Source organism: Bacillus sp. TCT6 (genome assembly GCF_056033845.1).
This window is the reverse complement of sequence record NZ_JBVYHX010000002.1, coordinates 87500-103559: the sequence shown is the minus strand read 5'-3', so window position 1 is coordinate 103559 and position 16060 is coordinate 87500. Positions and strand designations below refer to the sequence as shown.

The 16060-nt window shown below is 33.6% G+C and carries 9 protein-coding genes; 6 read left to right on the top strand and 3 right to left on the bottom strand.

All coding sequences use genetic code 11. The annotated features are described in order from the left end of the window. The first annotated feature begins 237 nt into the window (after window positions 1-237). The 5 genes from colA (at window position 238) to AC0ONG_RS27475 (ending at window position 8381) form a co-directional block, all read left to right on the top strand. Window positions 238-3120, top strand: coding sequence for a collagenase ColA (gene colA, locus AC0ONG_RS27495; RefSeq protein WP_474204900.1), 2883 nt, complete (start codon window positions 238-240; stop codon window positions 3118-3120). Between the two features lie 328 nt (window positions 3121-3448). Further along, entirely contained in the window at window positions 3449-5665 is a 2217-nt protein-coding gene (locus AC0ONG_RS27490; protein ID WP_474204898.1) for a binary toxin-like calcium binding domain-containing protein, read from the top strand. A gap of 352 nt (window positions 5666-6017) precedes the next feature. After that, complete coding sequence (locus tag AC0ONG_RS27485) at window positions 6018-6731, top strand: response regulator transcription factor (protein WP_474204896.1); 714 nt, start codon at window positions 6018-6020, stop codon at window positions 6729-6731. Next, window positions 6728-7807, top strand: a complete 1080-nt coding sequence (locus AC0ONG_RS27480; RefSeq protein ID WP_474204894.1) for a sensor histidine kinase — start codon at window positions 6728-6730, stop codon at window positions 7805-7807. Before AC0ONG_RS27485 ends, AC0ONG_RS27480 begins: the two co-directional genes overlap by 4 nt. Window positions 7808-7883: 76 nt before the next feature. Further along, entirely contained in the window at window positions 7884-8381 is a 498-nt protein-coding gene (locus AC0ONG_RS27475) for a DM13 domain-containing protein (protein ID WP_474204892.1), read from the top strand. 399 nt (window positions 8382-8780) lie between these two features. Here the strand turns inward: AC0ONG_RS27475 and AC0ONG_RS27470 are convergent, their stop codons facing one another. The 3 genes from AC0ONG_RS27470 to AC0ONG_RS27460 form a co-directional block, all read right to left on the bottom strand. After that, entirely contained in the window at window positions 8781-10748 is a 1968-nt protein-coding gene (locus AC0ONG_RS27470) for an ABC transporter permease (protein WP_474204890.1), read from the bottom strand. A 1-nt stretch (window position 10749) separates the two neighbouring features. Continuing rightward, a complete protein-coding gene (locus AC0ONG_RS27465) occupies window positions 10750-11496 on the bottom strand; it encodes an ABC transporter ATP-binding protein (protein ID WP_474204888.1) in 747 nt (248 codons plus the stop codon). A 377-nt stretch (window positions 11497-11873) separates the two neighbouring features. Then, a complete protein-coding gene (locus tag AC0ONG_RS27460; RefSeq protein WP_474204886.1) occupies window positions 11874-13904 on the bottom strand; it encodes a serine hydrolase in 2031 nt (676 codons plus the stop codon). 582 nt (window positions 13905-14486) lie between these two features. Here AC0ONG_RS27460 and AC0ONG_RS27455 point away from each other — a divergent pair. Next, on the top strand, window positions 14487-15647 hold the full coding sequence (locus AC0ONG_RS27455; protein WP_474204884.1) for a serine hydrolase domain-containing protein: 1161 nt from the start codon (window positions 14487-14489) through the stop codon (window positions 15645-15647). The last annotated feature ends 413 nt before the right edge of the window (window positions 15648-16060 follow it).

The following is a 16060-nucleotide window of genomic DNA, read 5'->3' as shown; positions in this document are numbered from 1 at the left end:
AGACTTTTAGCGGAAATGAATTATATATTTTTAAATCAGAGAGATTATGGTTTTGGACAAACTATTCACCCGGGATAGTTTGTCCTTTTTGGAAATGAAAGAGATACAGTAATGCTTTGTTCAATATTGATTTATATATAAATTCATTTAACACAATATGAAATAATACATTTTATGATAATTTATTAAGATGAAATGTTATATTTTTGTGTGGAATATATAAATGGAGGAAATGTAATGAACAAAAATTTTAAATTTACTCAACTGATAATCGGTATGAGTACGATGGCATTATCATTTGGAAGTATTCAAACACAGGTATCAGCTGAAGAAAAAGCACCCCATAATCTGTTGCAGATAAAACCAATTGGAACAGAAACTTCAAAAGATGAAATGGCTCATGCTACAAAAGCGGACGAAACATTGAATTTTGAAGAGCGTTTAAAAGTAGGCGATTTTTCACAACGACCTAATTCGGTGATGAAACATGATGAAAGGCAATTAAAGCAAAGCTATAATCTGGCAGAATTGAATAAAATGTCTGATAGTGAATTCATTGATACGCTATCAAGAGTTTCATGGAATCAAATTACAGATTTATTTCAATTCAATCAAGATACGAAAGCTTTTTATCAAAATAAAGAACGTATGTACGTTATCATTGATGAATTAGGACAAAGAGGGAAATCTTTTACGAAAGAGGATTCAAAGGGAATTGAAACTTTTGTTGAAGTATTACGTTCTGCTTTTTATGTGGGATATTTTAATAATGAAGTAGGTTACTTAAAAGAGAGAAGCTTCCATGACAAATGTTTACCATCATTAAAAGCAATTGCAAAAAATCCAAACTTTACATTAGGTACAGCTGAGCAAGATAGAGTAGTAGTTGCGTATGGAAAGTTAATTAGTAATGCTTCTAGTGATGCTGAAACAGTACAGTATGCAGCAAATATTTTAAAACAGTTTAATGATAACCTTTCTATGTATGCTAAAAATTATACGAAAGAACAAGCTGTATATGAAATTGTAAAAGGTATTGATTATGATCTACAGTCTTATTTGCAGGAAACGAATAAAAAACCTAATGCAACAATGTGGTATGGAAAAATTGATAATTTTATAAATGAGGTTAGTAGAATTGCTCTCATACGGAATTTAACAACTGAGAATAGTTGGCTAATTAATAATGGTATTTATTATGCAGGACGTTTAGGGAAATTTCATAGCAATTCAAATAAAGGGTTGGAAGTTATTACACAAGCGATGAATACATATCCTCGTCTAAGCGGACCTTATTTTATAGCGGTAGAGCAAATCAAAACAAACTACGGTGGAAAAGATTATGATGGAAATGCAGTAGATTTACAGAAAATACGTGAAGAAGGAAAGTTACAATACTTACCTAAAACATATACATTTGATGATGGATCTATTGTTTTTAAGACAGGCGATAAAGTAACAGAAGAAAAAATTAAAAGGTTATATTGGGCAGCCAAAGAAGTAAAGGCACAATATCACCGTGTAATTGGAAATGATAAAGCACTAGAACAAGGTAACGCAGATGATGTACTGACAATTGTAATTTATAATAATCCAGATGATTATCAATTGAATAGACAATTATATGGATATGAAACGAACAACGGTGGTATCTATATTGAAGAGAAAGGTACTTTCTTTACATATGAGCGTACGCCAAAACAGAGTATTTATAGTCTAGAAGAGTTATTCCGTCACGAATTCACTCATTATTTACAAGGAAGATACGAGGTTCCTGGTTTATTTGGGAGCGGAGAACTATATCAAAATGAACGCTTAACTTGGTTCCAAGAGGGGAATGCAGAATTCTTTGCAGGATCTACACGTACAAATAATGTCGTTCCTCGTAAAAGTATTATAAGTGGCTTATCATCTGATCCAGCAAGCCGTTATACTGCAAAGCAAACTTTGTTCGCAAAATATGGATCATGGGATTTTTATAATTATTCCTTTGCACTACAGTCTTATCTATATAATCATCACTTTGAAACCTTTGATAAGATTCAGGATTTAATCCGTGCAAACGATGTGAAAAATTATGACGTGTATCGTGAATCATTAAGTAAGGATGCACAGCTGAATACAGAATATCAAACGTATATGCAGCAATTGATTGATAATCAAGATAAATACAATGTACCGCAAGTAACAAATGATTACTTAATACAACATGCACCTAAGCCGTTAGCTGAAGTGAAAAACGAAATTGTGGACGTAGCAAATATAAAAGATGAAAAAATTACCAAACACGAGTCGCAATTCTTTAATACATTTACCGTGGAAGGCAAGTACACAGGTGGTACATCAAAAGGTGAGTCTGAAGATTGGAAAACGATGAGTAAACAAGTAAATCAAACTTTGGAGCAGTTATCACAAAAAGGGTGGAGCGGCTATAAAACAGTTACAACCTATTTTGTAAACTATCGTGTGAATGCAGCTAATCAGTTTGAATATGATATTGTTTTCCATGGTGTTGCGACAGAGGAAAAAGAAAAAACGACTACTATAGTAAATATGAATGGACCATACAGTGGGATAGTAAATGAAGAAATTCAATTCCATAGCGATGGTACAACAAGTGAAAATGGAAAAGTTATTTCTTATCTATGGAACTTTGGGGATGGTTCAACAAGTACAAAAGCGAATCCTACCCACGTATATGGAGAAAAAGGAACATATACTGTGGAACTAACTGTGAAAGATAGTAGAGGAAAAGAAAGTAAAGAACAGACAAAAGTTACTGTAAAACAAGATCCGCAAACAGGCGGGTCCCTTGAAGAAGAGAAGGTACTCCCATTTAATACGCTTGTAAAAGGAAATCTGGTTACTCCTGATCAAACAGATGTTTATACGTTTAATGTTACAGATCCAAAAGAAGTAGATATTTCTGTGGTAAATGAACAAAATATTGGGATGACATGGGTACTTTATCATGAATCAGACATGCAAAATTACGTAGCTTGTGGTGAAGATGAAGGAAATACTATAAAGGGAAAATTCGTAGCGAAACCAGGGAAATATTATCTGAATGTGTATAAATTTGATGATAAAAATGGTGAATATTCACTATTAGTAAAATGAATTTATTTCCAATATGTATATAATCATTGTTTTTTTTAGAAGGAGTCTGTCACGATAGACTCCTTCTGTTTTTTTATAAGTTAGTGAGCAGTTAGCTTTGGCTAGCTGCTTTTTTGTATATATTGGAATCGATTCTACATTTTACTGCTTTTTGATGATTCATATATAGATTTTATGGCTTTTAAAAACTCTGTAAGTGATTTGTAATATTTACGAGAGACTTTTTTAACAGTTATGAGAGAGAAAAGAAAGATTTGTTATATATGATGAAATTAATCTTACTAGTAGGTGTTCTAATTGACCTAGAAACCAAGGAGGAAAAATAACAATGAAACAATTAAAGCCAGCAATTAGTGTATTAGGTAGTGTATCGATGGCACTGACTCTAGCATCTCCAGCTTTAGCAGATGTAAAACAACCGAATCCAGGAGGTACAGTTGAAATATTCAAAGAGAATGCAAATGCAAAAAAAGAAGATAAGAATTTCACGCTCGGATCCGATGGGGAGATAGGTTCGCTCATTACACAAAACATTGAAATGGCAAACAATGATTGGGACAAAGATGGTATTTCTAACGACTTAGAGATTAATGGATATAAAATTGAATTCAATTCACAAACTGGAAAAAATGAAGCGAAAGCATGGGATCCTGAGAAGGATAAAGGAAAACCAAAATTTATATCGAATCCTATGAATGCAAATACGGATGGTGATCCTTTTACCGATATGTATGAGGTTGAGAATTATAACAACGATTCTGATACTAATTTCAATCCGATAGTTGCCAACATGCCGAATCTGCAAATTAGTGTCAAACGAATTGAAGTAATCCCTATTGCAACCATTACGGATAATAATGGCGAATCCGTTAGCAGAGGATGGGAAAAAAGCGTATCTACACAACATTCATTTAATGTAGGTCTAAGTGGTTCAGGTGGTGTAGAAGGCTCAGCAGCCGGTCCTGTTCCTTCCGGAAGTGTTTCAGCAAATGTGGGATACGGATATTCCAAAACAACTACGGAAACGGAGAGTTATACAAACAATTTTGATTGGTCCACTGCAACAACTGTGGACACAGCGAACGCAGCAAAATTACGGGTACATTTGGAATATAAGAATGTAGGAACAGCATCTGCTGAAAATGTTTCGCCACATTTTAATATTCGTTTAGGAAACAAAATTATTAATACTGTAAAGGCAACACAAGATCGTTATAAAGCAAACTATTTAAGTACAGAAAAAGGTGGACGGAATCAAACAGAAGTAGTAATTGACAGTTTAGAAGGACAAGCAGATGCAAATATTGTCTTATCTTTGGATGAATTAAAAGCTGTTGAACAAGGAGAACTTCTTTCGATTGAAGTTTTACCTACAAGTACAATGGATTTATCTATTGAAAAAGGTGAAGAAATTATGCATTTGGGGGATGCAGGGAGATATGAGTCTAGGGTGAATGCAGCTACTGAACAATTAGAAACAGATATAGGAAATATACCAAAGGTTAGGGTATATACTCCTAAAGACAAATCCCTTGCTGATAAGCCAGTTTTATCCTATAACGAAGTTTTTCAACATGTAAATATAGATACGAAAAAAGTAAATCATATTGTAAACAAGGCTAAAAGTACTAATAACGTATCAGTGGTTTCAGCTAATAATGGAACTGATGCATTAAACCATTTAAAAGCGGGACAGGGAGATCGCGGTTATTTACATAAAGACTCTGTACACGGTGCTTTTGCAAAACTACAGCAACCAACATTAGTAGAAGGTAGTTATGATTCTGTGACACAAAAGATTAGGGCAACAATTTTACCTGGTTTATTTGGAGTGAGTAAAGAGATTCCTACTACTTATAGCAAGAAATGGAATGCTCCGTCACAAACAGTAAAACTAGTTAAACGTGAGAATGGATTTACATATGAATCTAGAGAAAATATACACCCTATTAAATCTGAAATTGCTGCGCACAGAAAAGTTACATTTGAAATCAATGACGCACACAATCTAACGCCTACACAAAAGATTGATAATGAAGTTAAAGCTAATAAAGAGTTTGAAGATTATGTAGTAGATAATTCAGGTGAATTTGTTACTGAAGGAATTCCTTATACTATAGCTTCATATGGAAATACAGCTTATTGGGGAAGTCATCACGCCGGGAATAAATGGGAGTATCTGTGGGCTGAGCAATCTAGTGATGAAAAAGTGAATGTAATTATTGAAAGAGTAGGTCAACCTAAACCCGGAAAACCAATTAAAAAGGATGAAGAGGTATTAATTAAATTCCAAAATCCTATTTATTCAGATTACGCATATTTAAAACTTCAAGATAGTTATATTCATTTAGATCAAAAACGGAACGCAAGTACTTTTAAATTTAATCATGCATACCCAAAGAATTTCACTGGACACCATAAGCAATGGAACATACTATCTAATGGTAACAAGTTAAAGGTAGGATATTTAATTGATTATATGAAATATGGTAATGGAGAAAACGGGACGGATACTATAGCATGGAATCTATCAAGAGCTCAGTAATAGGTAACAGTTCTGTTGCTAAGGTTGATAATTAACAGTAATGAACTGAATAAAAAAAGTTAGATACAAAAATTTAGACTACTAATAGGGAATGAGTTTGATGTTGAATCGGACTCATTCCTTTTAATTTATATGATTTAGACACTACTATTTTAAATGCTTATCTAGGCATATAAGTAATCAAATGTTAAGATTACTATCTGTATCACATAAATAGTATTCTGAATTTTTATTTGTTTGGATGTTGAAATGAGGAATTTTGATTTGTTGATACAATCAGTTTATATAAATTTATTCGAGAATAGAAAAAATAAATTTTTTTGTTATTGATGAAAAAAAGTGAGGATAGTATATGAAGAAAAGAATTTTAATCGTAGAAGATGAAGAAAATATTCGAGAAGTATGCAAACGGTATTTAGAAAGAGAAGAATATGAAGTATATACTGCTGTAAATGGTAAAGAAGGTTGGGATTTATTTCTTACATATCAACCAGATTTAATTATATTAGATTTGATGATGCCAAAAAAAGATGGATGGGAATTATGCGAGGAAATTCGTCAACAATCAAACGTACCTATTATTATGTTAACTGCTAAGGGAGAAGAAAGGGATCGAATTTTAGGCTTAACAATGGGGGCGGATGATTATTTAACAAAGCCATTTTCCCCTCGTGAATTAGTATTAAGGGTCCAAATTATACTAAGAAGAGGAAGCCAAGTGGCAATACAAATAAAAGAATCTCTATCGGAAGTGATAGAATTTCCAGACTTAAAAATATATCCAAAGACAAGAGGTGTACTTGTTTGTAATAAGGAAGTGGAGTTAACGGTAAAAGAGTTTGAGGTACTGTATCTCATGGCAAAGCATCCAAAACAAGTATTTTCTCGCTCACAGCTTCTTGAACTAATTTGGGATTTTGGACATGAAGGAGCATCAAACACGGTTACCGTGCTAGTGAGCCGTTTACGTGAAAAGCTCGAGAAGCATACGATAAAGAATCGCTGGATTCATACGGTTTGGGGTATAGGATATCGCTTTGAGCCGAATGGAGGAAATGAAACGTGAGATTACGTATTCAATTGTTACTCATGAATTTATTAAGTACCGGTATTATGGTAATTGCTATATGGTATAGTGAGACGAAAATGTTACTTGAACCGGAACAAACGCGTTTATTAACAGTAATTGCATTTGTGGCATTTATTATTTCAACGTTTATTTTTTGGTTAATGACACGCCCTATCATGAGATCTATACAAAATTTAATAAAATTGACGAAACAATTTAGTGATAGACACTTTGAAACAATGTATATAATTGGGCAAGAACCACGTGAGTTTAAAGAATTAGCAACAGCCTTTCAACAGATGGCAAAAAAACTAGAAGAAGGGTTTACTAAGTTAGAGAAACAGGAAAAATCTCGTAAGGAGCTAATTACCAATATCTCACACGACTTACGAACACCTATGGCTAGCATGCAAATGATGATAGAAGCATTACAAGATAACCTGATTGAAGATCCTGAAATGAAAAAGCAATACTTAGCGACGATTTTAAAAGAAATAGAAAGATTAAGTGGATTAATTAACGACTTATTTGATCTTTCGAAATTAGAATTTGAGCAAGTAGATTTTCACCCAAGTTTCACACATTTAGATAAAGTTCTATTAGATGTATTAGAGTCGCATTCTGTCTTATTGGAAGACAAACAAATCAATGTGCAATTGGTTGTTCCAGATACATTACCTAGACTTTTAATTATGCCTTGTAAAATAGAAAGGGTCATAGGGAATTTATTACATAATGCAATTCGCTATTCTCCTAGCTCTGGAACAATTGAATTAACTGTAGAAGAAAATAAAAAAATTCAACAAGTCCAATTCACCTTGCGGGATGAAGGGATGGGAATTTCCCCTAATGATCAGTTACGTGTATTTGAACGTTTTTTTAGAACAGATCGATCAAGAAGTTCGCAGTCTGGAGGTTCCGGTCTTGGATTAGCTATAGCAAAATCATTGATAGAAATGCACAAAGGGGATATTGGTGTGAGGAATCGCGCAGATGGTAAGCAGGGAAGTGAATTTTGGTTCACTCTTCCCATCACATCCGAAAAAAATAAGACAGCTGAAAGACTTTTGTAACATTTATGTTAGAAAAATGAAAGACCTTCTTGTTAACATACTACTAGACAGTATGTTACAGGAGGTTTTTTACTTTATGAAAAGAAAATATGTATGGCTTATAGGTGGTTTAATAATTGTATTGGGGATTTTATGGTCATTGTTCCGACCAGAGAAATTATTTATTGATAAGCACGTAAATGAATCATTGCCACAAGCAGAGATACAATCAACTGAAGTAAAGCAACAAGGTGATCGAGTAATAAGGGAAGGTCATTTTCAAAACGGTGTCCATGAAACAACCGGAACGGCAAAAATTCACCAATTAGCGAATGGAAAACGTGTTTTACGACTTTCTAATTTTGCAACATCTAATGGGCCAGATGTACGAGTTGTATTAGTTCCTACAAATCGTTTGAAAAATAATGAAGACGTGAAAAGCTATCAGTATATTGAATTAGGAAAATTAAAGGGAAATAAAGGAGACCAAAACTACGAAATTCCTGAAGGGATAGATGTAAATGAATATGGTTCGGTTTCTGTTTGGTGTAAAAGATTTAATGAAAACTTTGGTGCGGTTTATTTTAATAATTAAATATGAACTTGAAATTTCATCTTACAGACGAAATTCATATGAGATATGGTAATAGCTGCAGGAGACTTAGTTGCTAAAAAGGGCACTCATAAGAGTGTCTTTTTCATAGTTCTCAAATTTTGTATATTTTAGAGTTATTGGACGTTTACGGGGTACCGCCATACATCCATCAACTTAAGATATTAATTGTTCCAAAAACGAAAAAAATGAGCCTAATTCTCAGTAGTAACTGTAAGAATGCTCATTTTTTTGTTTTGAGGTATTTACATTTCTTAGCTTGATAGAGATGTGGTGCTACTTCATAAGTAAAACAAAAAAATTAATTAGCTCACTAGAAAAGTGACTTTAAGTAAGAGGTATATATACGGAATGCCATCAGCATATCTCTCATTTTCCACTTTAATTTATGGAATGAAGTATTTGACGCAAATAACTTCTTCTAATAATAAGGTAGTAAATTATTTGTACACTAATAAAGCTCGTGAATATCAGAATAGAATTTCCTGCAATAGGTAAGTCTATGTGCCTGCTCTGTGCTAAAAACCTTATTGCCAAGAAGGCCACGCTACTATGAAGAACAGCAATCACAATAGGTATAAAAAATAATATACTAATTTGTTGGGTTACAATTTTTTTTATCTCTCTTTTAGTTAACCCTAATTTAGAAAGCATTTGAAATTGGCTTTTATCACGATCTAAATCTGTAAATAAACGGAAGTATAAGAAACTAATTGTAAATATAAAAAATACAACACCTACTAGTACACTGAGAATAGATAGTATCGCATTCACTTGTTTACCTTCTAACCATTTTAATACCGGGGAATCAAATATAAAAGGTGGGCGTCCGCTTCTATAATCATTTGGAATTATCTTTGTAAGTTTTTTAGCCATATCTGCTGTTTCATACATGTTTTTAATTAAAAAACGATAGTCTATATACTGATCGACCGTTGCTTCTCCTAACTGTGTATTGAGTATTGTTTCGTACATTGAATCCGAAACAACGACAGAAAAATTATCAGATGGGCTGATAATATTATCCATTAATATTTTATTACCAGAAAAATTATAATTCATATTACAGTGTTCCAGTGTAAGGGATGAAGACAGTTTCTTTAATTTCTCTTGAGGAACTACTCTCAGATACATTTTTGATGGTAGGATTAGACTGTCTGTTTCCTTATTTAACGTTTCTGCTGGGTATCCTAGTGTTTTGGCAGTTGCGTTGTAATCAGTCAGTTTCATAATTGGTGTTGCGTGACTTGTTGTATTAAAACCAGTAGAAGTTACTAATTTATATGAGAATCCATCATTATGTAATTGTTTCTCTATTTGAGAAATATGAAATGCCTCCTCCTTGTTGTGTTTATATGATTTATATTCAAATGCATAAGGACTGTTAACTTCCGCTAATGCGCCATTTCCAATAGAAAGGCAAGCACCAATAGAGGTAAAGGCAACTGCGGAAAGTATACTTACTAGAAAGAGTGTTCGTGCGTTATCTGTCATTCGATATGTTAGCTCTGAAATCATTAACATATTGGTTTTTTTAAAGAAAGTGTATTGACGATTTTTCAATATTGTAATGACATAAAAGCTGAGCTGAGTAAATAAAAAGTATGTTCCTAATACAGTTAAGAAAACACATAGTAATAGAACATATATCTCAATTCCTTTTTTTAATGCTATATCCAAATAAAACGCTGAGGCATATCCAATGCAAATACAAAGAATTGAGAAGAAAGCTAGCCATTTAGATGACTTTGGTTCCGCTTTTGGTTTTTCTTCAGATTTCATGAGTTCAATTAGCTGTGATACCTTCATTACTCGTACAGTGAAAAAAGAGACAAGTATAAATAAAATAAAAAACATAAGAGATGTCACTAAAATTGCATTAGTAGGAAAATGAAATGGAAGCCCACCTTTTAACAGGAAAAGGGAACCACTTATCAGTAAGATTAATTTTCCAAAAACTAATCCAAGTCCAATCCCAACAATAATTGCAGAACATCCAATTAACATATTTTCCATGAAAATTAGCTTTTTTAATTGTGCATTAGACATGCCATGGAGTAATAAAATCCCAAATTCCTTTTTCCTTGTTTTTAAAAACATAGTAATAGAATAGAGAATGAAAAAGAAGGAGAAAAATATAATTAGATATTGAACAATTTTAAATCCTTTTGTACTTAAAGAACTCATGGTCTCACTGGTCGATACAAGATTTCCAGTGAAATTAGGGTGAAATGCAAGCAATTCAAAAGTAAATAGAATCATCACGGCAAATGTACTACTCAAAAAATGTCCAAGGTATAATCGTTTATTACGAGTGACATTATTATATACAAGTTGACGAAAATTCATGTTAATTACCTCCTAGTAAAGATAGTACATCTGTAATATCTTTGTGAAATTTTAAACGATTGTCATCGCAATAAATTTCATTATAAAAAGATCCATCTGTAATGAAGATTACTCGATCACAGTAACTCGCAGCTACGGGATCATGTGTCACTAGCATCATAGTTACTTGTTGATCTTGATTTAATTTCTTTAGGAGTTCCATCACATCATTTGCCGCTTTTGAATCTAAATTTCCTGTTGGTTCATCTGCTAATATTAATTGAGGGGAATGAATAAGGGCACGAGCAATGGCGGTTCGTTGAGCTTGTCCTCCTGAAATTTCATAGGTTCTTTTATTTAAAATCTGTTCAATCCCTAGTTTTTTAGAAATAACTTCTACTTTGTTGTTCATTTCATTCAAACTTACATTATCTAATGTAAGTGGTAAAACAATATTCTCTTTTACAGTTAGAGTATTCATGAGGTTAAAGGATTGAAAGACAAACCCTAGTTCACGGCGTCTAAATAATGCTAGATCATTAGAAGATAAACAATGGGGATTTTTTTCGTTAATAAATACTTCTCCTGATGTTGGTGCATCAATAGTAGAGATCATATTTAGTAAAGTTGATTTGCCACTTCCTGATGCTCCCATAATTCCTACAAATTCTCCTTTTTGTATTGTCAAATCAATATTGGAAAGAGCTTTATAAGATACTTTTCCTGTATTATAAATTTTACTTAAGTTACGGACTGTTAATATACTCATAGTTATTATCTCCTGTTCGTTTATTGGCTATATATAATTTAATCTAAAATATTATAGTCCTCATATTGAATTGTCTTACATTTACCTTACAAGCATGTAAGAATTCTATCTTTTAAGAAAATTGTTTCAGAGGAGGTTGAAGATCTAACTCAACATATTTATAGTGTATAACGCCTATTAAATTAAAGGAAGGAACCTATCATATTTCCTAATAGATTCCTTTTTTAAATACAAAAATTTCAAATATATAGAGTCATGCTTCGAATCGTTTGCGTTTTCATAAAGATCTTATAAAGTTAAATTTCTTGTTTTATTTTAGCTTAATATTGATAAGGTACTAGCCTCCCATTTTTTATTATTCAAATTAGAATAAATATTTATTTTCGTTTAATAGGCAATGCATAATAGCCAAAAGCTAAATCCAGTAAGGAACTGGCTTCTTGACGCAGTAACACATCTTTCGGACGGAACATAAAAGATCCGTCAGCATTGATGGAAGTATCAGGGTCTAGAATTCCTTGGGAGGCAAGTGCCTGAATAGATTGGACTGCCCAATCATCTGCGGCATCAAGTAATTTAACTTTAATAGCTCTATCAGGTTGAATCGGTTTCAAGTCTTGAATTTGCTTTACGTTTTGAATCATGGTTGCTGCGGCCTGTCGGGTAATCGGAGTAGCACGATTATACTCTGGAATTCCATTCATCATTTTTTCCCTTGCCTCCTTGGATTCGTCTGGAAAACCATTCCATCCGTGAGCAAGTAACAGCATATCCGCAAATTCTCCTTGTGTCATGGTGTCCATCGGATTAAATAGATTATCTGTTTTAGCACCCATAATGTTTAGAGCATGAAGGTTATCAATGTGACTTCTATATTTACTCTTTGCTGGCACGTCATCAAACGGTGATTTGTTGTTAATTTTCTGAGCATCTGCTACAAAATCAAGGCTTTTAGGAGAGGTGTAGTGAAAATATGTGATTTCTCCTGCTGAATTCTTTTTGAAAGCGACTTTATTGCCTTCTGAATCCTCAAATAACAATGGATGAATCATTTTGAGAACTTGTTTTCCCGTTGTTCCACCCTCCATAATCAAATTCCCATTTTCATAAGTTAAATGAGTGCGAATGGCAGCGAAACGCGTATTCTGGAATAAACCCAAGTATTTATGAGCCTCTTTTTCCTCTAACGGGAGATAACTTGTTTTTACTTCATTCTTCTTAGCGGGGAAATAGTGATCCATGAGAGCTTCATATATGTCTATACTCATCATTGAATCATTATTGTAAGACATGAAGAATGCTGTTTTTTGTTCAGGCACTAAAATCAGCAGTGATTGATGCCCAGGCATACTTCCACCTTTCATTACAACATGTTGACCGTTAGCAAATTTATTAAAAGGCGTTTCAAATCCAATTGTCGCAACAGGGACTGTCTTATCATCAAAAACTTGATAGGCATGCATCATATCTATGCCTTTTTTGCTTACAATTTCTTTGTCTTTAAACGTTCCTTTCTGTAGTTGCATAATCATGTATTTTGACATGTCTTCCGCAGTAGATAAAATGCCTCCTTGTGGTGTATCCCTTAAACCGCTCCCACTTGTTGGAATCGGATCACCTGTGGGACCATAATGTGTAGCCATTCTTTTGAGAAGGTCAGGCGTAAAGCTCATACTCGTAGATTCCATATCTAATGGTTTGAAAATATTTTTTTCCATATATTTTGAGAAAGGGGTGTTAGTAGCATTTTCTACTGCAAACCCTGCGAGCGCAAATGAGACGTTGTCATACGTATAAGCTTCCCCTGGTGGCCGTATCACCGTTGGCATATGCTTAGAGAAAAATTCTTTCATTGGTATACTATTATGAACGTATTCGGGTCCAGTTATATTTGTGAGATCCGGAAAATCTACCCCGCTAGTATAAGTAAGCATATCAAACAGGGTGAGAGGTTTCCCTGTTTGATTAGGAATTTGTAATCCACCAAGGTATTTTTGTACATCTTGATCTAGTTTAAGCTTTCCTTTATCGACTTGCTGCATCACAGCCAAAGCAGTAAAGGTTTTTGAGACTGAAGCGATTTGAAAGACCGTGTCCTTAGTGACAGGGATTTTCTTTTCTTTATTGGCATATCCATATCCTTTATTGACAACAACCTTTCCATCATGAACGACGACAAAACTAGAACCGTTCACATTATACTTCTTCATTTTTTCTTCAAATAACGGGTCTGCAAAAGATTCTATTTCTTTTTTATTAGTAGGTCCTTTCGGCATTTGGATATTAGTTCCGGATGCCAATGGCTTTGATTTTTCAGCCTCTAATGATTGTTGGGAACACGCAGAAATCATGGTTGAAGAAGAAAGAAGAACTGCAACAATCCCCAGTTTGTTAATTGCTTGTTTCATTTTTGTACGCTCCTTTATTTAATTGGGATTTTTTGTTAGCACAACGAGTTAGCGGCTCGTTAGTGTATGAACAGAGTGTAGCAAGAGGCAAGTCATAGTAGGTAGTGAGTTTTTGTAATATTTATAAAGAAGAACAAAAATTGAGTGGGATACAGCGGTATTAATAGTTATGTCATACAAACAATGACATTTTGACACTACCGTATGTGACATAAAAAAACTTAGAATCAAAGAGCAGTTTTTAAAGCATTAACAATAAATGAGGAGGGGAGATTTTCATTGTGCATGACAAAAATATAAAGGGGCGTGAAAGGGGAAACAAGTATGACTTATTTATGAAAAACAAACCAGTAATAAGAGTATTTTAAGGAAAATAAATAATTTATAGGGTCAACATACATGTGGAAAAAGAGCAATTTACCGCTTGTTAGGGCACAATAGCATTTGTGAAAATAATGCTGAGTAAGATAATTACAAATCCATTTTTGTCCATTTATCTTTGGTTAAGATGAAAGCTGTGTGACTAATAGAAAACAACAAATAACTACCGATAAAATATGAATAGAGGAGAGAAATATCTTTATGAAAAAACATTGTCAGATTACATCTACAGGTTTAGTCCTTTTAATGACTGGAAGTTCTTTGTTATACACAACACCAAGCTCAATTGTAAAAGCAGAGTCTGATCAAAGTGTATCTAGTTTGTTACAAACAAATACTCAAAGAGATCGTACTTCCGTCAAGAAAGCAATGCGGGATACACTACAACTTGGATACCCAGGGATACTCGCCAAAATTTCAAAGGATAGAAAAACGTGGAGTTATGCTGCTGGGGTAGCGGATCTGAGAACCAAGAAACCAATGAAAGCAGATTATCGCTTTCGTATTGGCAGTGTTACGAAGACATTCATTGCAACAGTTCTACTTCAATTATCTGGAGAGAACCGCTTGAATCTAGATGACTCCATCGAAAAATGGTTACCTGGCGTCATTCAAGGAAACGGATATGATGGTAACCAGATTACGATTCGGCAGTTATTGAATCATACAAGTGGGATTGCTGAATACTTAAAGTCAAAAGACTATGATATTATGGATACAAAAAAATTGTATACGGCTGAAGAATTAGTAAAGATGGGAATTTCTCTTCCGCCAGACTTTGCTCCAGGTAAGGGCTGGTCTTATTCAAACACAGGATACGTAATACTAGGTATGCTTATTGAAAAAGTAACTGGAAACAGCTATGCGGAAGAGGTTGAAAATCGGATTGTTGAACCGCTCGAATTGTCGAATACATTCCTACCGGGTAATTCAACTGTTATTCCAGGTACCAATCATGCCCGTGGATATCTCCAACTAGACGAAGCAAGTAAGCCAAAAGATGTTACTTATTCTTACCCAGGTAACTCAGATGGAGATATGATTTCTACTGCTGACGATTTGAACAAATTTTTCTCTTACTTACTTAGTGGCAAATTACTGAAGGAACAACAACTAAAACAAATGCTTACTCCAGTTCCTACAGGAATAGTAGGAATGGATGGTTATGGTCTTGGAATTTATGAAAATAAACTTCCAAACGGTGTCTCGATTTGGGGACACACAGGTGGCTCTCCAGGTTTTTCTACTCTTGCTGGAGGCACAATTGGAGGCAAGCATACATTAACCATCAATTTGAACAGCAATAAAGCTAATAGTCCTAATCCTTTTAAAAATATTTTACTTGCTGAATTTAGCAAGTAGGCAAAAAGGAAAAATAGATAAATTTTGTCATAGTTTTTATAGTTGAAAATATCCTTTTCTGGTTCAAAAAACATCTTAATTTTAAAGTTTTTTTAAAATTAAGGTAGTAAATGCTGTTAAGCTAATAAAACAAAATCCTCCGTAACATGAAAAACGTTATTCTTTCTCTAGAATCATAGGAAAGGATAACGTTTTTTTACATTTGGGGTAAAGCAGGGTCCTAATTTGATGGACATGTGGCAGTACCCTATGACTATCAAGTTAATAGAACTGAGTTTTCTTAAAATAAAAACCACCGAATTATAGAAGTGGTTTTGAGCGTAAGGAATTTGTAAGAAAGGAGTAAGAGAAAAGAGATTTTCATTGTGTATGATCAAAATGTAGAGAAGAACGAGAGGGGGAATAGATACTAT

What these genes read in the sequence shown, in the direction of transcription:
- colA (WP_474204900.1), top strand. Translation starts at nt 238, where the DNA reads ATGAACAAAAATTTTAAATTTACTCAACTGATAATCGGTATGAGTACG.
- AC0ONG_RS27455 (WP_474204884.1), top strand. Translation starts at nt 14,487, where the DNA reads ATGAAAAAACATTGTCAGATTACATCTACAGGTTTAGTCCTTTTAATG.
- AC0ONG_RS27460 (WP_474204886.1), bottom strand. Translation starts at nt 13,904, where the DNA reads ATGAAACAAGCAATTAACAAACTGGGGATTGTTGCAGTTCTTCTTTCT.
- AC0ONG_RS27485 (WP_474204896.1), top strand. Translation starts at nt 6,018, where the DNA reads ATGAAGAAAAGAATTTTAATCGTAGAAGATGAAGAAAATATTCGAGAA.
- AC0ONG_RS27490 (WP_474204898.1), top strand. Translation starts at nt 3,449, where the DNA reads ATGAAACAATTAAAGCCAGCAATTAGTGTATTAGGTAGTGTATCGATG.
- AC0ONG_RS27470 (WP_474204890.1), bottom strand. Translation starts at nt 10,748, where the DNA reads ATGAATTTTCGTCAACTTGTATATAATAATGTCACTCGTAATAAACGA.
- AC0ONG_RS27475 (WP_474204892.1), top strand. Translation starts at nt 7,884, where the DNA reads ATGAAAAGAAAATATGTATGGCTTATAGGTGGTTTAATAATTGTATTG.
- AC0ONG_RS27465 (WP_474204888.1), bottom strand. Translation starts at nt 11,496, where the DNA reads ATGAGTATATTAACAGTCCGTAACTTAAGTAAAATTTATAATACAGGA.